The organism is Acinetobacter sp. ACNIH2, assembly GCF_002934965.1.
GTDB lineage: Bacteria > Pseudomonadota > Gammaproteobacteria > Pseudomonadales > Moraxellaceae > Acinetobacter > Acinetobacter tandoii.
In genome coordinates, this window is the sequence record NZ_CP026412.1 from 1920296 (window position 1) to 1945140 (window position 24845).

Below are 24845 nucleotides of genomic sequence, written 5' to 3' on the forward strand. Positions count from 1 at the left end.
TAGGTTATGCAATTGTTTCAAGATTTTTTAGATCGTTCCAAACAATTGAATCTGGCTCCGAAAAAGTCACACTTAAACTTTCATATCCCTACACGTCAATATACGTTTGTCTATTTCGGCATTATTCTGCCAAATCTTCCAGCACCCCTGCATTACTTTAATTTTATTGGATTGATGGGGGCAGCACATGCGCCGATGTTACGCAATGAGAGTGCAATTCATAGCACTGCAATAGATACGGCAACTATTTTGTGTAGTAGCAGTCCACACATGGTGGGGCAATTGCACAGTTATGCCATGCAACGAGATTGTCATTTTTCCAAAAGCTTGTGGCAGTTTTCAAATCATGAGCAAATTTTAGGAAATTTACCAAACTTCCAAATCCAACGTGATGATGATGAATTAAGTTGTCAACTTTCTGTTCAGACTACGACGCAAGTCAGCTACTTTAATAAAATGCGTCTGGGACTTGGAGAACATTGGTCTACACGGTGCTTTTTTGAGGGGCGTATTGCTTATAAAGAACAAATTTTTTCGATTGCACAGCATGGCGTATTCGAGTTTGCGCGTGCAGTCCAGTTTCCTTACCTACCTTTAGCATTTTTTACTTATCAAATTATTCAACTCAATAATGGTGATCAAGTGTTGATGGCGCAAACACGAGATCACTTTAATCGAATTGTACAGTCTCGTATTTATCTTAAATATGCCAATGTTGAACGCACAGAACTTTTTGATGAACAAGTACAGTTCAAAGTACATCGAGTCTATCCCAAAGTAGTAACTCCAAATGGACAAGCCATGTATTTACCAAGAGAGTTTGAATGGAATTATCAAAATAAAACTGGCGATATCATTCAAATACAAGCGCAAAGCCGAGGAGATTTTAAATTCGGATTGGCTGCGGGTTATGTTGGGAGTTTTAAATATCAAATTAAAATCAATGCTCGAGAAGAATATGGTGAAGCAGGCTATTGTGAATATGTGGATTGTCGAGCATTAAAGTGGCAAGAAAAAAATCAAGATGAAAAAATACTCGATGATTTGATGAATACCGTACCTTTTATGCTTAAAAAATAACTTAAAATGCGAATTTTGATTATAAATTGAGCTTATAAACCATATTTTTCAAATAATTTTCGGATAGGGGTTGTGTTGAGTTGAGAATGCTGTAGAATGCACATCCATCGGCGGTGATGCAGATAAAAACTTGTTGATTAACAAGGATTTAGCTTGGTGGTTAAATTTTTAGATTGATTGAATGAGTTTTAAAAATATCGAAATTACCTGTTGACTTTGATTTAGATTAGAGTAACATAGCCGACCTAGCTTGATGATGATGAATCATCGAGAAGATCATTAAGAGATTATGAAGAACAACTTGTGTGGATTTTTACTAATTGATTGATCGAAATTATTTTCATTGATTGATGGTAGAAATTACTCGAGGTTTATTTGAGAAATTAATGTCAGAAAATTGATGAGCCAGATTTGGTGTTTAGAATAAAGCACTATTGATTTTAAACTGAAGAGTTTGATCATGGCTCAGATTGAACGCTGGCGGCAGGCTTAACACATGCAAGTCGAGCGGAGCGAGGGTGCTTGCACCTTAGCTTAGCGGCGGACGGGTGAGTAATGCTTAGGAATCTGCCTATTAGTGGGGGACAACATTCCGAAAGGAATGCTAATACCGCATACGCCCTACGGGGGAAAGCAGGGGATCTTCGGACCTTGCGCTAATAGATGAGCCTAAGTCGGATTAGCTAGTTGGTGGGGTAAAGGCCTACCAAGGCGACGATCTGTAGCGGGTCTGAGAGGATGATCCGCCACACTGGGACTGAGACACGGCCCAGACTCCTACGGGAGGCAGCAGTGGGGAATATTGGACAATGGGCGGAAGCCTGATCCAGCCATGCCGCGTGTGTGAAGAAGGCCTTTTGGTTGTAAAGCACTTTAAGCGAGGAGGAGGCTCTTAAGGTTAATACCCTTGATGAGTGGACGTTACTCGCAGAATAAGCACCGGCTAACTCTGTGCCAGCAGCCGCGGTAATACAGAGGGTGCGAGCGTTAATCGGATTTACTGGGCGTAAAGCGTGCGTAGGCGGCTGATTAAGTCGGATGTGAAATCCCTGAGCTTAACTTAGGAATTGCATTCGATACTGGTCAGCTAGAGTATGGGAGAGGATGGTAGAATTCCAGGTGTAGCGGTGAAATGCGTAGAGATCTGGAGGAATACCGATGGCGAAGGCAGCCATCTGGCCTAATACTGACGCTGAGGTACGAAAGCATGGGGAGCAAACAGGATTAGATACCCTGGTAGTCCATGCCGTAAACGATGTCTACTAGCCGTTGGGGCCTTTGAGGCTTTAGTGGCGCAGCTAACGCGATAAGTAGACCGCCTGGGGAGTACGGTCGCAAGACTAAAACTCAAATGAATTGACGGGGGCCCGCACAAGCGGTGGAGCATGTGGTTTAATTCGATGCAACGCGAAGAACCTTACCTGGTCTTGACATAGTAAGAACTTTCCAGAGATGGATTGGTGCCTTCGGGAACTTACATACAGGTGCTGCATGGCTGTCGTCAGCTCGTGTCGTGAGATGTTGGGTTAAGTCCCGCAACGAGCGCAACCCTTTTCCTTATTTGCCAGCACTTCGGGTGGGAACTTTAAGGATACTGCCAGTGACAAACTGGAGGAAGGCGGGGACGACGTCAAGTCATCATGGCCCTTACGACCAGGGCTACACACGTGCTACAATGGTCGGTACAAAGGGTTGCTACCTAGCGATAGGATGCTAATCTCAAAAAGCCGATCGTAGTCCGGATTGGAGTCTGCAACTCGACTCCATGAAGTCGGAATCGCTAGTAATCGCGGATCAGAATGCCGCGGTGAATACGTTCCCGGGCCTTGTACACACCGCCCGTCACACCATGGGAGTTTGTTGCACCAGAAGTAGCTAGCCTAACTGTAAAGAGGGCGGTTACCACGGTGTGGCCGATGACTGGGGTGAAGTCGTAACAAGGTAGCCGTAGGGGAACCTGCGGCTGGATCACCTCCTTAACGAAAGATTGACGATTGGTAAGAATCCACAACAAGTTGTTCTTCATGACGATGTATCTGAGGGTCTGTAGCTCAGTTGGTTAGAGCACACGCTTGATAAGCGTGGGGTCACAAGTTCAAGTCTTGTCAGACCCACCACTACTGACGAAGTACGGAAGATCAGAAACATTGACTTATTGATAAGCTGGGGACTTAGCTTAGTTGGTAGAGCGCCTGCTTTGCACGCAGGAGGTCAGGAGTTCGACTCTCCTAGTCTCCACCATCACATTGCATTGCAATGAGCTAAGAAACAAGCAAACGAAGTCTTAGATTATAGAAATTAATAAGAAGTTAGCGTAATATGCGCGTCTTGTTAACTTCTGTGATTTATCACAGTTTACTGCAAGCTGACGAGGCTGTAGTTAATCATTAACAGATTAGAAAATTGAGTCTGAAATAAATTGTTCACTCAATGACGAAGAGAGAAGAAGTAATTCTTTGATCTAAGTTGATTGAGAACTAGCAAAAACACTGAATCAAGCGTTTTGGTATATGAATTTAGATTGAAGCTGTACAGTGCTTAAGTGCACGGACAACAAACTGTAAGAGATGAATGAGCGATCATTGATCACTGTCTTATTACTACTTGTAGGTAATAACGACTGTTTGGGGTTGTATAGTCAAGTAATTAAGTGCATGTGGTGGATGCCTTGGCAGTCAGAGGCGATGAAAGACGTAATAGCCTGCGATAAGCTCCGGGGAGGCGGCAAATATCCTTTGATCCGGAGATTTCTGAATGGGGGAACCCACCTACTATAAGGTAGGTATTGCAACATGAATACATAGTGTTGCAAGGCGAACGAGGGGAAGTGAAACATCTCAGTACCCTTAGGAAAAGAAATCAATTGAGATTCCCTCAGTAGCGGCGAGCGAACGGGGAAAAGCCCATTAAGTCATGTAAGTTTTAGTGGAATGCTCTGGGAAGTGCAACCATAGTGGGTGATAGTCCTGTACACGAAAGGGCTTACATGATGATGTCGAGTAGGGCGAGGCACGTGAAACCTTGTCTGAATATGGGGGGACCATCCTCCAAGGCTAAATACTCCTGACTGACCGATAGTGAACCAGTACCGTGAGGGAAAGGCGAAAAGAACCCCTGTGAGGGGAGTGAAATAGATCCTGAAACCGCATGCATACAAGCAGTGGGAGCCGACTTGTTCGGTGACTGCGTACCTTTTGTATAATGGGTCAGCGACTTACATTCAGTAGCAAGGTTAACCGTATAGGGGAGCCGTAGAGAAATCGAGTCTTAATAGGGCGTTTAGTTGCTGGGTGTAGACCCGAAACCAGGCGATCTATCCATGAGCAGGTTGAAGGTTGGGTAACACTAACTGGAGGACCGAACCCACTGTCGTTGAAAAGCCAGGGGATGACTTGTGGATAGGGGTGAAAGGCTAATCAAGCCTGGTGATAGCTGGTTCTCCCCGAAAGCTATTTAGGTAGCGCCTCGGACGAATACCATAGGGGGTAGAGCACTGTTTCGGCTAGGGGGTCATCCCGACTTACCAAACCGATGCAAACTCCGAATACCTATGAGTACTATCCGGGAGACAGACTGCGGGTGCTAACGTCCGTAGTCAAGAGGAAAACAATCCAGACCGCCAGCTAAGGCCCCAAAATCATAGTTAAGTGGGAAACGATGTGGGAAGGCATAGACAGCTAGGAGGTTGGCTTAGAAGCAGCCACCCTTTAAAGAAAGCGTAATAGCTCACTAGTCGAGTCGGCCTGCGCGGAAGATGTAACGGGGCTAAAACTATGTGCCGAAGCTGCGGATTTGACATTAGTCAAGTGGTAGGGGAGCGTTCTGTAAGCCGATGAAGGTGTATTGAGAAGTATGCTGGAGGTATCAGAAGTGCGAATGCTGACGTGAGTAACGACAAAACGGGTGAAAAACCCGTTCGCTGAAAGACCAAGGGTTCCAGTCCAACGTTAATCGGGGCTGGGTGAGTCGACCCCTAAGGCGAGGCCGAGAGGCGTAGTCGATGGGAAATTGGTTAATATTCCAATACTTCTGTGTAATGCGATGAGAGGACGGAGAAGGTTAAGTCAGCCTGGCGTTGGTTGTCCAGGTGGAAGGTTGTAGGCATGTATCTTAGGCAAATCCGGGGTACTCTATGCTGAGAACTGATAGCAAGCTGTACTTGTACAGTGAAGTGGCTGATACCATGCTTCCAGGAAAAGTCTCTAAGCTTCAGTTACACAGGAATCGTACCCGAAACCGACACAGGTGGTCAGGTCGAGTAGACCAAAGCGCTTGAGAGAACTCTGCTGAAGGAACTAGGCAAAATGGTACCGTAACTTCGGGAGAAGGTACGCTGCTGACGGTGATGGGACTTGCTCCCTGAGCTATTGGCAGCCACAGAAACCAGGCCGCTGCAACTGTTTATTAAAAACATAGCACTCTGCAAACACGAAAGTGGACGTATAGGGTGTGATGCCTGCCCGGTGCTGGAAGGTTAATTGATGGGGTTAGCGTAAGCGAAGCTCTTGATCGAAGCCCCAGTAAACGGCGGCCGTAACTATAACGGTCCTAAGGTAGCGAAATTCCTTGTCGGGTAAGTTCCGACCTGCACGAATGGCATAATGATGGCGGCGCTGTCTCCAGCAGAGGCTCAGTGAAATCGAAATCGCTGTGAAGATGCAGTGTACCCGCGGCTAGACGGAAAGACCCCGTGAACCTTTACTGCAGCTTGACATTGAACTTTGACCTTACTTGTGTAGGATAGGTGGGAGGCTTTGAAGTTGGAACGCCAGTTCCAATGGAGCCGTCCTTGAAATACCACCCTGGTAATGTTGAGGTTCTAACTCTGTCCCGTTATCCGGGACGAGGACCATGTCTGGTGGGTAGTTTGACTGGGGCGGTCTCCTCCTAAAGAGTAACGGAGGAGTACGAAGGTGCGCTCAGCGTGGTCGGAAATCACGCGTAGAGTATAAAGGCAAAAGCGCGCTTAACTGCGAGACCCACAAGTCGAGCAGGTACGAAAGTAGGTCTTAGTGATCCGGTGGTTCTGTATGGAAGGGCCATCGCTCAACGGATAAAAGGTACTCTGGGGATAACAGGCTGATACCGCCCAAGAGTTCATATCGACGGCGGTGTTTGGCACCTCGATGTCGGCTCATCTCATCCTGGGGCTGAAGCAGGTCCCAAGGGTATGGCTGTTCGCCATTTAAAGAGGTACGCGAGCTGGGTTTAGAACGTCGTGAGACAGTTCGGTCCCTATCTACCGTGGGCGCTGGAAATTTGAGAGGATCTGCTCCTAGTACGAGAGGACCAGAGTGGACGAACCTCTGGTGTACCGGTTGTGACGCCAGTCGCATCGCCGGGTAGCTATGTTCGGAAGGGATAACCGCTGAAAGCATCTAAGCGGGAAGCCTACCTCAAGATAAGATTTCCCTAGGACTTTATGTCCTCTAAAGAGCCGTTGAAGACTACGACGTTGATAGGTTGGATGTGGAAGCATAGTGATATGTGAAGCTGACCAATACTAATTGCTCGTGAGGCTTGACTATACAACACCCAAGCAGTTGTATTTAAAGCTTATAATCGATTCATAAAAGATCAGTTAACCCTGATCTGAAACAAAAAACTTGATTTAGTGAAAGCTAGAACATAAAATTCGACTCAGTTAACTAATCCGTTAATAACTCATTTGGTACCAAGTAGGGTAGCAACAAGATCAAATGATCTGAGCATAAAACCTGAACAAGTCCATAAACAGTTGTGCTGGCGACAATAGCAAGAGTGAACCACCTGATCCCTTCCCGAACTCAGAAGTGAAACCTCTTAGCGCTGATGGTAGTGTGGGGTTACCCATGTGAGAGTAAGTCATCGCCAGCTCATTAATTCAAACACCCCCTTCTAATAAGAAGGGGGTGTTTTTTTATATGGAAAATAATGAATAATAACTAGTTTAAAAAATACGTTCAAAATAGCTCAAGATTAGTATAGATAACCTTAAAGTCCCTGCTTCTAACTTTAAGGCTATTTCTTAATTAAGGATTAAAAGTCTGAAATACACAGAGTTATATTATAAGATCAAATTTTATTTCTCTCATATTCTATGATAAACCTGTGAAATGATAAGAACTATAAATCGAGAATGGTTGTGCTGAATAGTTTATTACAGTTGTGTGGAGGTATTGGCTTATTTCTATTAGGAATGAGTTTAATGACCGATAGCCTTAAAGCTATTGCGGGGGAAGCATTGAGACAATGGCTAGTGCGCTTCACGGACTCTCCCTTAAAAGCAATGTTTTCGGGTATTACCATCACGATTGCTGTGCAATCATCTACAGCAACGACTTTAGCAACTATTGGATTTGTTAGTGCTGGTATTCTGACGTTTAGTAATGCAATTGGTGTAATTATTGGTGCCAATATCGGTACCACCAGTACAGGTTGGATGGTTGCATTACTTGGTTTAAAATTTTCAATCTCAAAAATAGCCTTACCTTTGGTTGCTATTGGAGCAATCTTAAAACTACTTGCTAAAGATCGTCTGGCCTTAATGGGAATGACCATTGCTGGGTTCGGTTTATTATTTTTGGGAATAGATGTTTTACAGCAAGCCATGGCAGGGGGTGCTGCTTCAGTTGATTTAAGTCGTTGGCCAACAGAAAGTCTTTTAAGTAAATTACTTTTAGTACTGATTGGTTTTGTGATGACGATTTTGTTGCAATCATCGAGTGCAGCAATTACAGCAACTTTAGCGGCTTTGGCGAGCCAAGCGATTAACTTGGAGCAAACCTTAGCTTTGGTAATAGGTCAAAATGTTGGGACTGTTGTTACCGCAGTTTTGGCCGCAGTAGGGGCGACTACCAGTGCAAAACGTACTGCTGCTGTACATGTCATTTTTAATATTGTGACTGCAATTTTTGCTTTTTTATTGTTATTACCTGGATTCTTATGGGCTTATCAGTATATGGCCTTTATCCATCATTTGGACCCTATTCTTATCGTTGCTGCGTTTCATACGTGCTTTAGCTTGCTCGGTGCCTTAATTTTTATGCCGTTTATTGGCCGATTTGAGCACCTACTATTAAGGTTATTACCTGAGCAAGAAAATTCATTAACACGCTACTTGGATGATAGTTTATACAGTGTACCTGCACTGGCTATAGCTGCAACAGAACGTGTTTTGCTGCAAACATTAACTGATATCTATTCTTTACTGATTAAATTTATTCGTGGTGAAATTATTTCTACAATGATTAATATCAATGAGATGGATGCAACCATAAAAACTGTAGAATCCTACTTAGAGCGCATGTCCGTTCCACAGTCTCACAGTGATCAGCAGCATCTAATTCTCTTGCTCAGATTAGTGGTATATATCAGAGTTTTGAGAAATGATTTACAAGATGTTGCGCAAGTTGAATTGCTTAAGAAGCAGCAAATATTACAAGAACTTCCCTTAGCATTGGTTACGCATTTGGAAGGACAAATTGAATATTTACAAACAACACCATTTCCAAAATTTCCGATAGATTTTGTGAATGATTTAATTCAGTTAGAGCAAGCGAGCAATGAGCAGCAAGAATTTCTTCGTCAGAAGATTATGCATGCTTCCGTAAATCATCAACTTACAGCTTCTCAGACCTTGGATTTATTGGCTGCACAACGTTGGATTGTTCATCTTATCGCCCATACACAAAGAGTTGCAGTATTGTTGCAACAACAAGATCAAGATGCTATTGAATAGCATTTAATTGACGTCGAGCATGCTTTAATGCAGTTCTAAGGCCTTCTTCTAAAGTTGGATGATAAAATGGTTTTTCCAGTAGCTGATCAAGTGTGCAGTCTTCAGAAATCATCCAGTTAAGTAAGTGCGCTAAATGTTCAGCGGAAGTCATTAGTAATTCTGCACCTAAAATTTTACGGCTCTTTGTATGGACATAGACTTCTAAGGCACCATAATTTTTCCTTAAGACTTGTGCTCGTCCTTGTTGGGCATAAGAAACATACCCTGTTACAAAAGGAACTTTACTGCTTTCAAGTTGCTTAAAACTTTGACCCACAATAGCCATTTCTGGTTCACAGAATACAATTCCTAGTGGAGTTAAATTTCGAATGCTTTTGATCTTATTTAAATTTAAGCAATTTAAAACAGCATTGCGACCTTCATGTGCAGCTTCATGCTGAATAGGTGTGTTGGTATGAGCGTCACCAATAACAAAAATAGGATAGTGTGCAAGCTGTTTGGTTACTGTATGAATAGGTAAGTTTTTCAAATCTGTAAATTCAACATTTATATTTTCTAATTTTAAATTATCTAATAATGTACGACGTCCTGTGGCAACCAATAAATAATCTGCGACTAGACAGTGTTCTTGGCCAAATTCCTGATAGGTGATTTGTATACCATCTTTGAAATTTTGAATGTGCGTAGGTAACACTTCGAATTTAATTTCAATTTCTTGACTTAACAGCTCTTGCGCCATTTTTTGTAGTAAAGGGCTGGTTAATGTTCCGACTTTTCGACTACGTGCAAATATCGTAGTTTTAACACCTAAACGCTGTAATGCTTGCGCAAGTTCAAGAGCAATAACACCACTTCCAATCACAGCGATAGATTCTGGCAGTTGCTCCAGTTCAAAGATTTCATCAGAAGTAATGAGTTTAGATCCTAATTCTTTTTTCCATTCAAGATCAAAACTTGGCGTTGATCCTACAGCTAGAATAAAACTCCGAGCTTGATAGTGCTTTTGATTAATTTCAATTGTCGAGGCATTAATAAAGTGAGCTTGACCAGTTATTTTATGGCTTGTTTCCCAGCGTTCGACATCTTTTAAAGCTGCTTGTGTAAATTGATTTCTTAAGTTCTGTACATGATGCATGATTTTTTGGGAATCAGGATGTAGATGTGTTGTTACACCAATTTGATCTAATGATTGAGCATCATGCAGTTGATTTGCTACAGAAATGAGTACTTTGCTTGGCATACAACCTACCCGTGCACAGGTAGTATCCCAAGGACCATGATTCACAATTAAAATATTTGATGTGTGTTTGATTGCTTCTTTATATGCAGCCTGCCCAGCTGTTCCAGCACCAATAATAATGATGTCGTACATAATAGATATTATTTGAATTAATGCTCTTGAGATTAACATAGTAAAACATTTGGTCTGACTTTATTTACATAAAGCTACTTATATGGTTACATACGACAAATTAAAAATTTAATTACCACTTAATGAAGAAAGGTTATTCGGGGAATTTTGATGAATAATAAACAGATTGGTCTAAAACTGTCGACTGTTGCATTGGCAGTATTATTGGCAAGTTGTGGTGGAGGGGGGAGTGATGGATATTTTCCAGATAAGAATTCTGGAGGAAATTCGAGTGGTGGAACAGTAACTTCACCAACAGCAGAATTATTATCAATTGGACAAAGTAAAAGTAGTTTAAATGCAGGCGGTGAGGATAGCTTAACCTTGACTATTCGTACTTTAGATAAAAGCGGTGGTGTCATTGCAAATGCGAATGTTAAAGTTGAAATTAAAGATGCACAAACTTCTGGTGCAAGCCTAAGCAAGTCTAGTAATCTCGTTAGTAATGAAAGTGGTATAACAACAATAGATGTAAGCTTAATTAATTCTACATTAAGTCAACGAATTAATAGAACAATTACGGTTATTGTTACTTCTGGGTCTGCAAAACAAGAAATTGAAATTCCAGTGACAGGTACGACTGTTTCGATTACTTCTGATGTTAATTTACTTGAAGTAGGAAATAGTGCCAATGTAACTCTCACAGCAGTAGATGCAGTAGGTAATCCTTTAGTTGGTGCAACAGCTAGTCTAATTGATAGTGTAGGTAATACGGTTGGATCGACCTTAGTTACTAATTCAGCTGGTAAAGCTGTATTCCAAGTACCATATAACACGGTATTAGCATTAGCCAATCATAAGTTAGAATTGACGGGTAAGATTACTGTTTCAGGCAGTAATCAGTCAATTAGTAATCTTTTAACTACAGATTCAGTCACTTTAATTGCGAATGTTTCTAATAATGTAATTCAACCTATTTCTAATACAGATCCTGTAGGTGTCGGTGAAAGTAAAACAATAACAGTACAAGTAAATGCTTCATCACAAGCGGAATTACTTGGTAAAACGGTGAATTTTGATACCACAAATGGAACAGTTACTCCAACTAAAGCTTCTATTACAAATGTGCATCAAGAAAATGGCAAATGGGTGGGTAATGCGAGTACAAACTTAATTGGTACGATTTCATCTGTTGCAACAGTTTCAGCGCAATTCGGGTCTAATGTCGTTTATATTGCTCAGAAAATTAGTGCGGGTGCTCCAGCAATTATCACACTTCAATCTGAAGCGAGTGTTCTAGCCCCAAGAGCTAATACCAAGGTGATTGCACTAGTCAAAGATAAAAATGGTTCACCTGTGCCAGGAGTCGTTGTTAAATTTACTACAATTAAAGATACATCTTCTGATGGTAGTCTGTCACAACCAACTGCAGTAACGGATAGTACAGGTCGAGCAACTGTAATTTATACAGCGGGTTCAGCACAAACATTAGGCGGTGGAGTTGAAATTCAAGCCTCAAGTGCAAGTGCAACATCTCCTCAGCCTGTATATTCACCAAATTTATTATTAACTGTTTCAACTCAGTCTGCTTTCATTACAGTGGCGCAAAATCATAATGTCATTAAAGAGGCGAATGACAATACCAATTATTATAAAGAATTTACAGCGTCTGTAGTAGATACAGCAGGGAATCCTATTGCCAATCAAGAAATTAGTATTTCTCTAGATTTAGTAAGTTTTTATAAGGGGCGTTTTAACTGGGTGCGTGATTATTCTTATTCACAAGGCAGTGATGGAATGTGGTCATGGTTGGCTTATTGGCGTTGGTCGCGTGATTACACTGTTTATGAAAATAGTGTAGCGAAAAGAGTAACCACATATATTGAATGTCCTTCAAATGAATTTCCAAATCCAATTGCGATTTTAGGTTTGGATAATAAAATTCTTGGGACTAATGCAACATTTAGAACGAATTCGGAAGGGAAATTTGATTTTAAAGTACGTTATGGACGTAATTATTCAAATTGGCTACGAGTTAATATTAATGCTTCCACAACGGTTTCTACTAAGGATAATTTAACAGCATTATCCTTCATGCCGCCTGTTGCTGATATTGATGTGGATGATGTTGATGGTAAATGGCGTCCAGATGATGTGAGTCCTTATGGTACAGATTATTCGACATGTACCAACTACAAATAAAAGAGTTTTAAATAAAAAAACAGCGCTTCGGCGCTGTTTTTTTTGAGCGAAAATTTAAATTGATGTTCCAACACTCACACCAACCGTAGGACGTACATCCATAGATGTACAAGCAGGTAGGATGGAAGTACAGAGTACAACGATCAATAATTTATTCATGTAATAAACCTTGCTTACGTGCTTCATTAAATAATTCGCTTGAGCGTTGACCACTTTTGCAAATCATTAAAATGGGTTTAGGAAGTTCGTTATAGTACTTTGAAAATTCAATGATATCTGTTTGCGTAATTTTACCGTTTTCAATAGGTTGGTAAATGACACTTACGTGAGATTGCTCAGCAATATTGCGTAACTGACTGACAGAAACATTATTTCCCATTTCCTGATCGGGCCGATTCACAATTACAGACTTAAATCCCTGTTTTAACAGTAGTTGAAACGTTTTGTTATCAAGCTGACCAGACACGGTAAGGTTTTCGCTCAGTGCTTGAAGCATTTGAGTTTTCTGAGCGAAAAGGGGTGTACTATTCAGCAAAACACTACACAAAATGCATGTAGTCAAGAGTTGCTTAATCATCCAGCAAATCCATTTGTTTTGCCAGTTGATATAAATTGTTTGAACGATTGCCTGTACGGCAAAACATTAAAACGGGTTTTGGAAGTTCATTAAAATGATTGGCAAAAGTACGTACATCAAGCTCGGTAATTTGACCTGCTACGACTGGTTGATAGACATAGTCGAGTCCTACAACACGTGCTGCTTCTTCAATTTGAGCACTTGTGGGTTGCTCTGGTCCACCTTCCATATCTGGGCGGTTGTTGATAATAGACTTGAATCCTTTTTCGACAACTTGTTCTACATGCTCAGGGCCGATTTGACCTGCGAAGCCTACATTTTCGCTCATTATGTCACTCCATCATCCAATTAAACAATATATGCTTTATGATAGCATTAAGCAGATTCTACTGTTGAATCTGTTGAAATTTTTATAAATGATTACAACCATAAAATAACGTACTGGAGCGCGTATGCACGCTTACACGGTCGAGCCTTTATATGTCAAAAGTGGTCAGGAAGTACTTGCGGCAGATTTTTATCGGCCCAAAACGGAACATAAACCAGCAGTTATATTGATGGCACATGGCTTGGCAGGCTTACGTCAGTTTAAACTGGTGCAATACGCGAAACAATTTGCACAAGCGGGTTACGCTGTGGTGTTGTTTGATTATCGCTACTGGGGGGGGAGTACAGGGCGACCACGTGAGTTGGTCTCTATTAGCTCTCAGTTAGACGACTGGCGAACGATGATTGCACATCTTCAGGAACGAAAGTCGATTGATTCACGACGGATTATTTTGTGGGGAACAGCACTGAGCGGTGGTTATGTCTTGACGTTAGCCAGTGAATTGAAAAATATTCAAGCGGTGATGGTGCAAGTGCCGATGGTTGATGGTAGTGAGCTGGCCAAACTTTACCCGATTCCTCAATTATCCAAAGCACTAAAAATTTCCAGTCAAGATTATATGGGGGGTAAAGTCGGGATGGCCTGTAAAACTTTACCTGTTGTAAGTCGTGATGATCTTAGTTTTATGCCGACAGAGGACAGTTATTCAGGTTATATGTCGATTGTTCACCCAGACTATTTTTGGAGTGGTGAAATTCCAGCACGGGTATTCTTTAATCTGATTCGTTATCGCCCCATTCAGGAGGTGCGTAAAATCAATATTCCTGTGCTATTTATTGCAGCCAAAGAAGACAGTTTAATGCCGATTGCTTCGAGTCGTGAAGCGGCTACTAATATCGCACCTTATGTGCAATATTATGAGTGGGAGATGAAACATTTCGATATTTATCATCATCCGTGGTTTGAAAAAGCCATTTCGACCCAATTAGAATTCTTACATCAACATATTGGAGTCAGCTCATGATTATTGTATGCCCATCCTGTTTGGCCAAGAATCGCGTGCCTGAAGAAAAAATTGAAGCCCAGCCTAGCTGTGGTCAGTGCCATCAATCCTTGATTCCACTAGCTCCCATTGATTTAAATGAACAAAATTTTAGTCAGTTCATCACGCATAGTGATTTACCTATTTTGATTGATTTATGGGCAGACTGGTGTGGACCGTGTAAAATGATGGCTCCTCATTTCGCAGCCGTGGCAAAACAGAACCCTCGTGTGATTTTTGCCAAGATTAATACGGAAGAGTCTCCTCGTTTAAGCAGTGCTTTTCATGTGCGCAGTATTCCAACCCTCGTGTTGATGAATAAAACCAATGAAATTGCTAGAATAAGCGGTGCGCTTAGATCGAGTGAACTACAACAGTGGCTAGATCAACATTTAAATGTCTAATGCCTAGTCAAAGCACAATAGGCTTGGAGAAATCGTGTCAGATATTCATGTGAAACCAGAAGGGACTTTATCTCTTCAAACCATTGCGATGCCAGCAGATACCAACTGGAGTGGCGATGTATTTGGTGGCTGGATTGTGTCACAAATGGACTTGGCTGGAGCAATCCATGCAGAACGCTTTAGTAAAGGGCGTTGTGCAACAATTTCAATTAATCAAATGACTTTTCTGGTGCCAGTAAAAGTTGGGGATGTGATTAGTTGTTATACCAAAATTTTAAAAGTCGGCAAGACTTCAATTCAAATGCAAATTGAAGTCTGGGATAGCCATGACAGCTCGCGTGAGGCAAAACGCGTCACAGAAGGTGTATTCACTTTTGTGGCTGTAGATGTGAAAGGCAACAAACGTCAAATTCCTGAAGAAGTGAAGCAGAAGTTTATGAACACTCAATCTGCCTAAGCTTAAATAAAAAAAACCAGCACATTGCTGGTTTTTTTTATGTCTCTATTTTAAGCCGACTTGCGCTTAGGTAACCAAGCCCAAAGCATTTGGCATTGAATCGGTTCATTGCCTGTATCATCAATTACAGTTACAGGAATCAGCAATTCACCTTTTTCCTGCTCTGCAATAAACGTTTGCTGTTCTGAGCTTAAGCTTGCCGTCGCAGTGAGTCCACCTTGCGCAACCTTCAAATAATCAACATGTAGGCTTTTAATCAATAAAATGCGATGATCTGGAACATGTAAACCCGTTAAAAAACCTGTTGCAGTTTCAGCCAATAACGCCATTGCTGCTGCATGCACGCCTTTAATATGGTTTTGCATATTACGTTGATTTTCAATGCGTACGACCACATGGTGCTGGTCAACTTCCAGATAACGAATATTGGCTGTACCGACCATCGGTACAATACGACCAAAGGCTTTGCTCCAAAGGGTAGTTCGAATCCCTTGCGGGAATTTCGATGTGGCGTTGACCAGTTTGGATAAACGATTGCTTTGAGTCATATCATACCTCTAGATGTTTAGGGGTGGCCTCACATTAGTCTTTAAAGTTATTAAATTGCAATGGAAGTCCGAATTGTTGTTCACGCAAGAAATTCATGACTTGCTGTAAAGTATCGCGCTTTTTATCAGTCACACGAATTTTGTCGCCTTGAATTGAAGATTGCGCTTTAATGCCACTTTCTTTAATGGCTTTATTAATTTTTTTTGCAGTATCAGAGTCAAGACCATCTTTCAGTTTGATCACTTGGATCACATTTTTACCAGAAGCAGTTGGTTTTTGTGGATCTAAAGCTTGAATATCCACTTTGCGCTTATAAAAATGGTTTTCCAACATGTTATACACTTGCTCGCATTGGAAATCACTTTCAGTACTAATTTTAATTTCTTTAGACTTTTCATTGAGTTCAATAGAAACATCTTGTCCGCGGAAGTCAAAACGCGTTGCAATTTCTTTTTGCGTGTTTTGAACTGCATGATTTACTTCAAAAATCTCTAATTCTGAAACAATATCGAACGATGGCATAGAATAGACCTTTACAAAGGGAAAGAATATCTGAGATGCTAGGGATGTTTTCTTCATTTGCCAAGTGTTGTTTACATCAAAGGAGTGCACAATGATCCGTAAACAAGAAATTACAACATTTGAGTTCCCAGACGATGCCATCATCTGGGATGTCCGTGACGCAAGTGCTTATGCTGAAGCCCATGTTAAAGGTGCGGTAAATCAGCCAATTGCAGACTTGTCAGCAGATTGTTTGACTCAGGTGTCTGCGGATCAGACCATTTACATTTTGTGTGGTGGTGGAAGTAAGGCGCCACGTGCGGCTGAACTTCTCGATAGTTTAGATCATTCACGTGAGTATGTAGTCCTGATGGGGGGTACACGAGCGGCACGTGACGCGGGTTTACCTTTAGAACAAGGAACCTGATTCAAAAAAAGCGCCTTCTGGCGCTTTTTTCGTAAATGAAGAAGAAAAAACAACAGAGATATAAAAAAGAATTAATTTTAAGTCTGCGTATGTGGATGAGCCTTAAAATAGGGTTTCTTCGGTTTAGTTTTTTTTACAAAACGTTGAATATCCAACTTTTTCAAAAGTGAACTTGGAACAGGGCACACTTCTGAAAGAATTTTTGCAGCCAAAATTTCACTACACAATGGTGCGAATAAAAAGCCTTTAGATCCCAATCCCGCTAGGCTATATATTTCAGTCGAATGATCCAAGCGACCTAAGACAGGGAAATAATCGCTAGTTTGTGCACGCACTGAAGCACGACCTTGCCAAGTTGAGGTTGGAGGCAGAGATTGTGCATAACTTGGAAATACACTGTGGATAAGATTGAAGTTATGCACATGGTCTTCTGTGAGAACTTCACAATCATCCCGATTCGGATAGAAAGATGCACCCAAAATTAAATGTTCAGCATCGAGTTGCATACAATAGCCACCATAGCTATAGGCTTGATTGGCAGCTAAAGTTTGCGTCCGATTGTTAACCCAACTGACCTGACCACGAATGGGTTTAAGGAGGGGATAATGTTCAAAAAGAGTTTGGCTTTCGCGTGCGCAGCACACAATCACATGATCAAAGTCACCCAGACACTGATCTTGAGTATTCATGATTTCTACAGTTTGTTTTGAAATAAAGCTCTTGATCGTGGCTTGCTGAAACTGAATGAGAGGATGTTGAAGAATCTGATCACGTAATGCATGCGGAGAAACTCCCCCTGCTTGCAGCAGATTTAAGCTCGGAAAATCAGTTGCAATAGCGCAGTCCTGTGCGGTTGAGGTATTCAATACATGTTCAGGATATTCGGTAGCTAAACCCAATAAATCATCGGCATTTTTCAAAGCCATTTGGTTGACTTGAATCGGGCGAAAGGCCTGAAATTGAGCATAGTGGCGAAGTGAGTGCTGCCAAGCCAAGGTCATCAAGTGTTCATGGCTTTGTTCAATCGGGCACAATTTCGGATTCAGTAAAGCCAACGGATTTCCAGATCCTCCTGCCAAAGGTGCAGTTTGGTCATAGAGGGTGACTAAATGTCCGCGTTGAGCAAAAGCCCAAGCACAGCTTAAACCTGCAATGCCAGCACCGACAATCGCGATGTGACGTTGCTTGGTGCTGATGGGCTTAGATGCCTCAGTCGTTATTTGATAGGTTGTAGCATCGTTGTCGCTATCCAGCTCTGGCTTTATCCAACTGGCTTTCAGCATTTCCCGTTTATGCCCAAAGCCACGTGGGCGAGTGATCTGAATACCATGCTGTTTCAGCCCTCGTTTTAACACGCCAGCCACGCTGAATGAGGCAAAAGTTGTTCCGTAGTCGGACAGTCGCACGATATGATTCAACACTTGTTCTTGCCACATATCTGGATTGCAAGAAGGTGCAAATCCATCTAAAAACCATGCATTGACAGGATGAAGCTTTTCCATTTGTGGGAAAACCTCATGCGCATCGCCTAACCATAGGTCAAGACTAAAACGCTCCTCAGGGAAACTGAGGCGATGACAACCTGCAAGAGGTAAAGGATATTGTTGAATCAGTTGATCGGTTAAAGGCTTGAGTTCAGGCCAGGCATTTAAAGCACGAATTAAGTCTAGCTTGGATAGTGGAAACTTTTCCACACTGATGGCATGTAAATGACTCTGGTTATCGGGACGATATTGTTGCCACATTTGCCATAGCGCCAGAATATTTAAGCCCGTACCAAAGCCTGTTTCACCGATAGAAAAGTATTCATAGTCGCTTAAATTTGCCAAACGCTGGCTGAGATCATTGCCATGTAAAAAGACATGGCGAGTTTCTAATAAACCATTGTCTTTAGAAAAATAAACATCGCCAAATTGTTTAGAGACAGGCACCTCGATACCATCGACAAGATGCCAATCGAGCTCAGCCGTTTGTATTGCATGTGACAAAAGTAGAAACCTTTATATTGAAGCGCAGAAAATTACCATTGGCGGCGACGTTTAGATTGCGCATAACTGGCAATTAAAAAGCCCAAGAGTACGCCAACAGCAAGTGTGACCGCACCGTAAATAAACATTTGCGCACTACGTTCACTTTGTAGTACTTGAACTTGAACACCTAAACTATCGTTTTTTAATTGTAATTCTTGGTTTTGAGCCAATGCTTCTAAATTGGCTTTTTCCAATTGTTGCAGGCGTACGGATTGGTCTTTGACTAAAGCTTTGATTTTTAAATCTTGCAAGGCTTTATTTTTGGCAAGTTGTTCTGCTGTAAGGGGTTGAACCTCTTGCGGTTGTCCATTTGGATTCACCGTTGCTACTGCGGGAATCACGCGCGGTTTGTTCGCAGGAAGGGTTTGTGGTGGCGCTGTCGGTGCTGGTGCAGTAGGGGCAGCAGAGACTACAGCAGGAGCTGGAGAAGTTGGTGCAGGTTCTACCGCCCAAGCTGTAGAACACAATAAAGAAAGACCTAGTAAACTAGGAACAACAGCGCGCATGAATTTTATCCTTTAGGAAACGCTTTGTTAAAAGGTTTAACCTCAATTTGAGCATAGACGCCTTCTTTTAAGAAAGGTTCGTCTTGTAGCCAAGTATCGAGTGCTTCACGGCTGTCAAAATCGACAATAATGGTGCTGCCATAAAAACCTGCTTGTGGATTGCTCGGATCTTTAGGCATCGCACCTGCAACAATTAAGCGGCCTTCAGCATCTAATTGCTCTAAACGTGCGAGATGTTGAGGGCGTACCGCAAGGCGTTTTTCTACAGTACCGTCTTGATCGGTACAAGTCACAACAAATAATGGCATGATGATTCTCTGCGCGCGAAACGAATATTAATCTTCAGAAGATTTGAAGTGTTTACGTAATACAATAAACTGGATAATGATAAAGGAAAACATCACCAGCATGTCACCAAAAGCGGTAAATTCTCCCCAATATTTTCCGTTCATAAATAAGAAAGCAAAAAAGACATGTAAGCCAGACATGACGGCAAACATGCCTGCCCAAGCGTAATTGAGTCTTTTCCAGCCCAGTTCACCTAAATTGAAAATAGGGGCAAATAGGCGTTTGATGAGCGGACTACGGTCTTTACTAAAATACGGAGATAACAAGAAAGCACCAGCAAAGACCATATTTAGAATGGCTGCTTTTAGGCGGATATAGAAGTCATCACTGAGCATCAAGGTAATGCCACCAAAAATCACTGTCATAAACAAGACAATCCACTGTTGTTTGTCTAAACGGAATTTTTGCATGATAAACAATGCGCCATACACCACCAGCATGGAAAGAATTAAGCCCGTTGTTGCCACTAAAATATTATTATTGTCTATACCACCTGCGGAACCGATTAATTGGAGTAACGGATGCTGGGTATCTTTTGGATCTACCGTCTTATATAAATAAAAGAAAATAATGAGTGGCACAAAGTCTAAAAGTGCTTTCATGTTAGAGTATCTGAATCTGTTTAATAAAGTGGCTTAGTATAAGTGATGCTTGGCGTAGATTTACATACACATAGTAATATTTCTGATGGAACTTTGTCACCAGAACAACTGGTGCATGCCGCGCATGAAAAAGGCATCCACACGCTGGCATTGACCGATCACGATACGATGGATGGTCTAGCTTTGGCAGCACAAATTGCAAATGGCTATGACATGAAGTTAATCTCTGGCGCTGAAATTTCCAGTCAATGGTCGCGTCCAGCCACCAAAAAAAGTTATAGCGTACATATTGTTGCACTGAACATGCAGTATCCTGAGCCTTTATTGGCGGTCTTGGAACAGCAAAAACAGATTCGAGCCGAGCGTGCAGAGCAGATTTGCCGTTTGCTTACACCGCTGATTGGTCAAGATATTTATGCCGATGTACTCAGTAAAGTTGATGGTGAAGCAGATCGTATCACGCGTACACATATTGCCAAAACCTTGGTAGAAAAGGGAATCGTCAGTCGTGTACAACAAGCTTTTGATAAATATATTAAAGAAGGCAAGAAGGCTTATGTAAAGTTTGATGGATTGGGGCTTGAAGAAACCATTCAAGCGATTCATGCCAGTGGTGGTTTTGCAGTTTTGGCACATCCAACCCGATATGATTTATCGGCAACCAATGTTCGTTATTTAATTGAATTGTTTGCGCAGGCTGGTGGGGATGCTGTGGAATTACCACCGCAAATTGATCCACCTGCGACGCGTCAAATGGTGGATCGTATGATTGCGGAACAGGGTTTAAAAGTATCGGTTGGCAGTGATTTTCATGGTGAAAATATGCCGTGGATTCAACTAGGACGTGTTCCTGTCATGAAAGCAGGACAAGTGGGGATTTGGGAACAGTTTCAATAACCTCGGTATTTTAATAACCAAGGAAAAATGCTGTCCTAGTTTTGACCATTATTGCCCCATTTTAAGTAAGGCTCTCTTTGACTGAGAAGGTCGTAGTAGCGTTTTACATGTGGACAGTCAGGTTTCTCAAATGGTGTTAGATACCAACGCTGTACAGAAAGCCCAATTGGAATATCTGCCAATGAAAACTGCTGACCCGCGACATACGCCTGAGTGTTTGCGAGTTGGTTTTCTAAAATGAGCATCATGCTATTCCACGCTTGAATACTTTTTTCAACTTCCTTCTGATCTTGATGTTCAGGAGAGTTTCGAATAATGTGCATCAGAGCATAGACCCAACTGTTATTGAGCTCAATCCCTTGCCAGTCAATCCATTGATCAATAAGTGCACGTGTTTTCGGCTCTGTCGGATAAAGTGCTGAACCACCATAAGCATTCGCCAAGTAACGAATAATCGAATTAGATTGCCATAGAGTCAGTTCCTCATCGATGAGTACAGGAATCGTGGCATTTGGATTTAACTGTACAAATTCCTGTTCTTTCGGGGAGCGAAAGCCACGGCCCCAATCTTCACGTCGGTAAGGTAAATGTAGCTCATCACATAACCAGAGGACTTTTCTGACATTGATGGAATCTGTTCGTCCTAAAATTTTAATCACAGCCTGACTCCTTTTTTTGATTTTTAAATATTTGTTTAATTTCGTCTTTCTAGTTCTACAAAGAGGACCGTTGATTTTGAATGGTTGGTTTTATAAGAGATTGTTATCCTGTGCTTGGATTGGTGGTGGAGTTGGCTTACCTAAAGTGCCAAGTAATTCAATTTCTATGGTACGTACCATTGCATCTAGGGGTAAATCATTACTTTGTGTGCCAAACGGTTCTTCAATTTCTGAACTTAAGGCATCTAAGCCCAAAAAGGTATAGGCTAAGATACCGACCAGTAATGGCGTAGCCAGTCCTAAAGTTGCACCTAAACTAAACGGGAGCATGAAACAGAAAAAATACACGGTACGATTTAGCAATACAGAATAAGCAAAAGGTAATGGCGTTGTGGCAATTCGGTCACAGCCTGTTTGTACCAAGCTCATTTCCGCCACATGTTCATTCATTTGTGCATAAATAATGTCTGAGATTTCACCTTCTTTTAAGGCCTGCATTAGTTCCCATTGAATCAGACTGAGCGTGTACTGCGGAGCGTTGACCTGTTGATACAGTTGAGCCAACGCTTGCGGGCTTAAGCCTGTAGTTTCAGTCAGTTCGGTTGGGTTCTCAGTCTGATGGCGCAGTCGGTCACGCAATACGTTGGCAAAGACAATGACATGCTGAATGACTCGCTCGCGCCGTGCCTGCGTAAGAATTCGACAGTTACGGTCAAAGTGGCGTGCATTGGCAATCAACATGCCCCAAAGTTTACGCGCTTCCCACCAGCGGTCATAACAAGCGGTATTTTTAAACCCAAGGAAAATAGAAAGTACAACACCAATTAAGGTGAAGCCAACCAAGGGCAGTTCTGGAAAATGAAAATATCCCATGTGCGATACACCACCCACAATGGTGGAAATCAGCATAACCACGCCTAAAGGAGGTAAAACTTTTGGGAGGATTGTACCGCGCCATGAAAATAATAGTTTAAAGACGTCGGGTTGTTCTCGCACGATCATGGGGTGGGATTCATCATTTATTTTTGCTTGATCTTCATCTGTCGTTTGGCTTTTGTCAATATTTGCTGAAAGGCTTTAAGTGGACTTGATTAAGCCCTGTTCAGCAAATGAAAAACTACCTGTCGCAGCAATCACACAATGATCCAACAATTGTATTTCAAGCAGTTTACAGGCCTGTGTAATTTGTTGGGTTAAGGCAATATCCGCTGCTGAAGGCAGGGCATGTCCCAAAGGGTGATTATGTGCAATGACAATAGAGCTGGCTTGCTGTTGCAATGCATAACGCAGTAATTGATTTAGAGAGACCGTGCAACTATTTAGTGAGCCAAAGAAGAGTTTTTTAAAATGTAGTTTGCGTAATTGACTGTCTAGGCAAAGAACGGCAAATACTTCCTGTGTTTCTCCCAAGAGTTCAAAGCGTAGGTAGTCAAGTAATTGTGAGGAGTTTTGAATTTCTAAACTGTGTTGTTGTAATTGTTGTGCCACATAACGCCGTCCCAATTCTTTTACTGCCATGAGTTGTGAATATTTACTGGCACCAATGCCATGAAACTGACTGAGTTGGGGAAGTTCAGCATTCAGAATCGGTGCTAACCCACCAAAATGCTGTATGAGCAGTCGAGCTAATTCTACCGCCGAGTGTTGTTGAGAACCAGAACGTAGGAAAATGGCCAATAGTTCTGCATCTGAAAGGCTATTCGCCCCTTGTTGTAATAAGCGCTCACGTGGACGCTCCTGTTCAGGCCAATGTTTGATCGATAGATTCATTTTTGTTGAGCTTTTTCATGTTTATTATCAAGTTTTACCCTAGTCAATCACTTGGGTATGCGGATATTTAATGCTATTGTGAGCGCCACTGCAACAGAAAGGTATACTGTTTGTGAGCTTTGACTTAAGTGTAATTCCAAATAAAAACATCATTTTGGCTGTTACAGGCGGAATTGCAGCCTATAAAAGTGCCATCTTAGTTCGTCGACTTAAAGATCAGGGATTTAATGTCCGTGTCGTGATGACACATGGTGCGCAGGCCTTTATTACACCACTGACGTTTCAAGCCTTGTCTGGCAATCCTGTACATACCGAATTACTCGATCCAGAAGCCGAAGCAGGCATGGGACATATCGAATTGGCACGTTGGGCAGATTTATTGTTGGTGGCTCCAGCCAGCTGCGATACCTTAGCCAAGTTTGCCGCAGGTTTGGCAGATGATTTACTCAGTACTTTATATCTTGCGACTAAAGCGCCAGTTTGGGTTGCGCCTGCCATGAATCAGCAGATGTGGGCAGCCAAAGCTACACAGCGTAATTTAAATACCCTGATTGAAGATGGCGTGCATGTGATTATGCCAGAAGCAGGTTCACAAGCATGTGGTGATGTGGGTTTAGGCCGTATGCCTGAGCCAGAAGATTTGGCTTATCAAGTCACGGAGTATTTCCATAAAGCACAACGTGCCATTGCCGAAAAATTTGGTCTATTGGCGAGTAAACATGTGGTGATTACCGCAGGTCCAACCCGTGAAGCAATAGACCCTGTGCGTTATATTTCTAATCACAGTACAGGCAAAATGGGCTTTGCGTTGGCAGCTGCCTGTTATGCGGCTGGGGCAAAAGTGACTTTAATTGCAGGTCCTGTCAGTTTAGATACTCCAAATGGGGTACGCCGTGTGAACGTGTCATCTGCGATTCAAATGTTGAATACCAGCATGCAAATGTTGGAAGAAGGCTGTGATATTTTCATAGCCACAGCAGCAGTCGCTGATTATCGTGTTGCTGAAGTCGCTGAACATAAAATTAAAAAATCGGGCGATGAGCTCAATGTCGCTTTAGTGAAAAACCCAGACATTGTGGCGACTATTGCACAGCAACAAAAGCGTCCGTTTATGGTCGGCTTTGCCGCAGAAACACGTAACGTGGAAGAATATGCAGCAGGCAAGCTGGTCGCTAAAAAGCTGGATATGATTGCCTGTAATGATGTGTCACGTGCTGATATCGGTTTTGCGTCGGATGAAAATGCCATGACCGTGTTTTTTGCCAATCAATATGACATGGACAAACGTGATTTAGAAAAAGCCTCAAAACAAGAGATCGCACAACAGTTGGTAGAAGCCATGCATGATGCATTACAGCATCATAAAGCCAAATAGACCTGTGAAATTTTTATCAA

At 42.1% G+C, this 24845-nt stretch carries 21 protein-coding genes, 2 tRNA genes and 3 rRNA genes; 14 read left to right on the forward strand and 12 right to left on the reverse strand.

Translation table 11 applies throughout. The features are described 5' to 3' along the window. Positions 1–6: 6 nt before the first annotated feature. From C3F34_RS09045 to C3F34_RS09075, 7 genes are all read left to right on the forward strand, one after another. Entirely contained in the window at positions 7–1080 is a 1074-nt protein-coding gene (locus tag C3F34_RS09045; RefSeq protein WP_044739154.1) for a DUF6670 family protein, read from the forward strand. A gap of 442 nt (positions 1081–1522) precedes the next feature. Continuing rightward, a 16S ribosomal RNA gene (locus tag C3F34_RS09050) occupies positions 1523–3059 on the forward strand. Between the two features lie 61 nt (positions 3060–3120). Beyond that, positions 3121–3197 (forward strand) — tRNA-Ile (locus C3F34_RS09055). A gap of 48 nt (positions 3198–3245) precedes the next feature. Then, a tRNA-Ala gene (locus C3F34_RS09060) sits at positions 3246–3321 on the forward strand. A gap of 395 nt (positions 3322–3716) precedes the next feature. Beyond that, a 23S ribosomal RNA gene (locus tag C3F34_RS09065) occupies positions 3717–6608 on the forward strand. A gap of 213 nt (positions 6609–6821) precedes the next feature. Further along, positions 6822–6936, forward strand: a 5S ribosomal RNA gene (gene rrf / locus C3F34_RS09070). Together the 16S, 23S and 5S rRNA genes with 2 tRNA genes alongside form the textbook arrangement of a ribosomal RNA operon. Before the next feature lie 268 nt (positions 6937–7204). Beyond that, a complete protein-coding gene (locus C3F34_RS09075; RefSeq protein WP_104442324.1) occupies positions 7205–8800 on the forward strand; it encodes a Na/Pi cotransporter family protein in 1596 nt (531 codons plus the stop codon). On the opposite strand, the gene C3F34_RS09080 is transcribed toward C3F34_RS09075, so the two are convergent. Next, positions 8790–10172: a dihydrolipoyl dehydrogenase gene (locus tag C3F34_RS09080; protein WP_104441438.1), complete on the reverse strand. Its 1383-nt coding sequence runs from the start codon at positions 10170–10172 to the stop codon at positions 8790–8792. The two genes, C3F34_RS09075 and C3F34_RS09080, sit on opposite strands and share 11 nt — an antisense overlap. Before the next feature lie 150 nt (positions 10173–10322). Here C3F34_RS09080 and C3F34_RS09085 point away from each other — a divergent pair, with 150 nt between their 5' ends. Continuing rightward, on the forward strand, positions 10323–12353 hold the full coding sequence (locus C3F34_RS09085) for an Ig-like domain-containing protein (protein WP_104441439.1): 2031 nt from the start codon (positions 10323–10325) through the stop codon (positions 12351–12353). A gap of 151 nt (positions 12354–12504) precedes the next feature. Here C3F34_RS09085 and C3F34_RS09090 read toward each other — a convergent pair whose 3' ends face one another. Further along, positions 12505–12930 carry a beta-lactamase hydrolase domain-containing protein gene (locus C3F34_RS09090; protein ID WP_044739062.1) on the reverse strand — a complete coding sequence of 142 codons (426 nt, stop codon included), beginning with the start codon at positions 12928–12930 and terminating at the stop codon, positions 12505–12507. Then, complete coding sequence (locus C3F34_RS09095) at positions 12923–13258, reverse strand: TIGR01244 family sulfur transferase (protein ID WP_044739061.1); 336 nt, start codon at positions 13256–13258, stop codon at positions 12923–12925. The genes C3F34_RS09090 and C3F34_RS09095 overlap by 8 nt, the downstream gene beginning before the upstream one ends. A 124-nt stretch (positions 13259–13382) precedes the next feature. Here C3F34_RS09095 and C3F34_RS09100 point away from each other — a divergent pair, with 124 nt between their 5' ends. The 3 genes from C3F34_RS09100 to C3F34_RS09110 all read left to right on the forward strand — a co-directional run bounded on the left by C3F34_RS09100 (position 13383) and on the right by C3F34_RS09110 (position 15161). Next, positions 13383–14282 (forward strand): alpha/beta hydrolase, encoded by a 900-nt coding sequence (locus C3F34_RS09100; RefSeq protein WP_104441440.1) that lies wholly within the window; start codon positions 13383–13385, stop codon positions 14280–14282. Next, positions 14279–14704, forward strand: a complete 426-nt coding sequence (gene trxC, locus C3F34_RS09105) for a thioredoxin TrxC (protein WP_044739059.1) — start codon at positions 14279–14281, stop codon at positions 14702–14704. The genes C3F34_RS09100 and trxC overlap by 4 nt, the downstream gene beginning before the upstream one ends. An 88-nt stretch (positions 14705–14792) precedes the next feature. Then, positions 14793–15161 (forward strand): acyl-CoA thioesterase, encoded by a 369-nt coding sequence (locus tag C3F34_RS09110; protein WP_416333169.1) that lies wholly within the window; start codon positions 14793–14795, stop codon positions 15159–15161. A gap of 50 nt (positions 15162–15211) precedes the next feature. Here the strand turns inward: C3F34_RS09110 and C3F34_RS09115 are convergent, their stop codons facing one another. Both C3F34_RS09115 and C3F34_RS09120 read right to left on the reverse strand, forming a co-directional pair. Beyond that, positions 15212–15709: a DUF4442 domain-containing protein gene (locus C3F34_RS09115; RefSeq protein WP_044739057.1), complete on the reverse strand. Its 498-nt coding sequence runs from the start codon at positions 15707–15709 to the stop codon at positions 15212–15214. 34 nt (positions 15710–15743) lie between these two features. Beyond that, complete coding sequence (locus C3F34_RS09120; protein ID WP_044739056.1) at positions 15744–16232, reverse strand: YajQ family cyclic di-GMP-binding protein; 489 nt, start codon at positions 16230–16232, stop codon at positions 15744–15746. Between the two features lie 91 nt (positions 16233–16323). On the opposite strand from C3F34_RS09120, the gene C3F34_RS09125 reads away from it, so the two are divergent. Continuing rightward, positions 16324–16638 carry a rhodanese-like domain-containing protein gene (locus C3F34_RS09125; RefSeq protein WP_016166248.1) on the forward strand — a complete coding sequence of 105 codons (315 nt, stop codon included), beginning with the start codon at positions 16324–16326 and terminating at the stop codon, positions 16636–16638. 77 nt (positions 16639–16715) lie between these two features. On the opposite strand, the gene mnmC is transcribed toward C3F34_RS09125, so the two are convergent. The 4 genes from mnmC to C3F34_RS09145 are packed head-to-tail and all read right to left on the reverse strand — an operon-like array spanning position 16716 to position 20124. After that, positions 16716–18626 carry an FAD-dependent 5-carboxymethylaminomethyl-2-thiouridine(34) oxidoreductase MnmC gene (gene mnmC, locus C3F34_RS09130; RefSeq protein ID WP_044739055.1) on the reverse strand — a complete coding sequence of 637 codons (1911 nt, stop codon included), beginning with the start codon at positions 18624–18626 and terminating at the stop codon, positions 16716–16718. Between the two features lie 32 nt (positions 18627–18658). Then, positions 18659–19174 carry a hypothetical protein gene (locus C3F34_RS09135; protein ID WP_104441441.1) on the reverse strand — a complete coding sequence of 172 codons (516 nt, stop codon included), beginning with the start codon at positions 19172–19174 and terminating at the stop codon, positions 18659–18661. Positions 19175–19179: 5 nt separating this feature from the next. Continuing rightward, on the reverse strand, positions 19180–19482 hold the full coding sequence (locus tag C3F34_RS09140) for a YciI family protein (RefSeq protein ID WP_016166245.1): 303 nt from the start codon (positions 19480–19482) through the stop codon (positions 19180–19182). Positions 19483–19509: 27 nt separating this feature from the next. Continuing rightward, complete coding sequence (locus tag C3F34_RS09145) at positions 19510–20124, reverse strand: septation protein IspZ (protein WP_016166244.1); 615 nt, start codon at positions 20122–20124, stop codon at positions 19510–19512. 45 nt (positions 20125–20169) lie between these two features. Here C3F34_RS09145 and C3F34_RS09150 point away from each other — a divergent pair, with 45 nt between their 5' ends. Further along, positions 20170–21021, forward strand: coding sequence for a PHP domain-containing protein (locus tag C3F34_RS09150; RefSeq protein ID WP_104441442.1), 852 nt, complete (start codon positions 20170–20172; stop codon positions 21019–21021). 35 nt (positions 21022–21056) lie between these two features. On the opposite strand, the gene C3F34_RS09155 is transcribed toward C3F34_RS09150, so the two are convergent. From C3F34_RS09155 to radC, 3 genes are all read right to left on the reverse strand, one after another. Further along, entirely contained in the window at positions 21057–21680 is a 624-nt protein-coding gene (locus tag C3F34_RS09155; RefSeq protein WP_044739052.1) for a glutathione S-transferase, read from the reverse strand. Between the two features lie 90 nt (positions 21681–21770). Next, the gene (locus tag C3F34_RS09160; protein WP_016166241.1) at positions 21771–22682 is read right to left on the reverse strand and encodes a bestrophin family protein; all 912 of its coding nucleotides are present in this window, start codon (positions 22680–22682) and stop codon (positions 21771–21773) included. 75 nt (positions 22683–22757) lie between these two features. Continuing rightward, on the reverse strand, positions 22758–23450 hold the full coding sequence (gene radC / locus C3F34_RS09165; RefSeq protein WP_044739051.1) for a RadC family protein: 693 nt from the start codon (positions 23448–23450) through the stop codon (positions 22758–22760). Between the two features lie 112 nt (positions 23451–23562). Between radC and coaBC the strand changes: the two genes are divergently transcribed. Continuing rightward, the gene (coaBC, locus tag C3F34_RS09170; protein WP_016166239.1) at positions 23563–24825 is read left to right on the forward strand and encodes a bifunctional phosphopantothenoylcysteine decarboxylase/phosphopantothenate--cysteine ligase CoaBC; all 1263 of its coding nucleotides are present in this window, start codon (positions 23563–23565) and stop codon (positions 24823–24825) included. Positions 24826–24845 lie beyond the last annotated feature (20 nt).

Excerpts from the sequence above, each read along its gene's own strand:
- C3F34_RS09045 (WP_044739154.1), top strand. The coding sequence starts at position 7 with ATGCAATTGTTTCAAGATTTTTTAGATCGTTCCAAACAATTGAATCTG.
- C3F34_RS09080 (WP_104441438.1), bottom strand. The coding sequence starts at position 10,172 with ATGTACGACATCATTATTATTGGTGCTGGAACAGCTGGGCAGGCTGCA.
- C3F34_RS09085 (WP_104441439.1), top strand. The coding sequence starts at position 10,323 with ATGAATAATAAACAGATTGGTCTAAAACTGTCGACTGTTGCATTGGCA.
- C3F34_RS09090 (WP_044739062.1), bottom strand. The coding sequence starts at position 12,930 with ATGATTAAGCAACTCTTGACTACATGCATTTTGTGTAGTGTTTTGCTG.
- C3F34_RS09095 (WP_044739061.1), bottom strand. The coding sequence starts at position 13,258 with ATGAGCGAAAATGTAGGCTTCGCAGGTCAAATCGGCCCTGAGCATGTA.
- C3F34_RS09100 (WP_104441440.1), top strand. The coding sequence starts at position 13,383 with ATGCACGCTTACACGGTCGAGCCTTTATATGTCAAAAGTGGTCAGGAA.
- trxC (WP_044739059.1), top strand. The coding sequence starts at position 14,279 with ATGATTATTGTATGCCCATCCTGTTTGGCCAAGAATCGCGTGCCTGAA.
- C3F34_RS09110 (WP_416333169.1), top strand. The coding sequence starts at position 14,793 with ATGCCAGCAGATACCAACTGGAGTGGCGATGTATTTGGTGGCTGGATT.
- C3F34_RS09115 (WP_044739057.1), bottom strand. The coding sequence starts at position 15,709 with ATGACTCAAAGCAATCGTTTATCCAAACTGGTCAACGCCACATCGAAA.
- C3F34_RS09120 (WP_044739056.1), bottom strand. The coding sequence starts at position 16,232 with ATGCCATCGTTCGATATTGTTTCAGAATTAGAGATTTTTGAAGTAAAT.
- C3F34_RS09125 (WP_016166248.1), top strand. The coding sequence starts at position 16,324 with ATGATCCGTAAACAAGAAATTACAACATTTGAGTTCCCAGACGATGCC.
- C3F34_RS09135 (WP_104441441.1), bottom strand. The coding sequence starts at position 19,174 with ATGCGCGCTGTTGTTCCTAGTTTACTAGGTCTTTCTTTATTGTGTTCT.
- C3F34_RS09140 (WP_016166245.1), bottom strand. The coding sequence starts at position 19,482 with ATGCCATTATTTGTTGTGACTTGTACCGATCAAGACGGTACTGTAGAA.
- C3F34_RS09145 (WP_016166244.1), bottom strand. The coding sequence starts at position 20,124 with ATGAAAGCACTTTTAGACTTTGTGCCACTCATTATTTTCTTTTATTTA.
- C3F34_RS09150 (WP_104441442.1), top strand. The coding sequence starts at position 20,170 with ATGCTTGGCGTAGATTTACATACACATAGTAATATTTCTGATGGAACT.
- C3F34_RS09160 (WP_016166241.1), bottom strand. The coding sequence starts at position 22,682 with ATGATCGTGCGAGAACAACCCGACGTCTTTAAACTATTATTTTCATGG.
- radC (WP_044739051.1), bottom strand. The coding sequence starts at position 23,450 with ATGAATCTATCGATCAAACATTGGCCTGAACAGGAGCGTCCACGTGAG.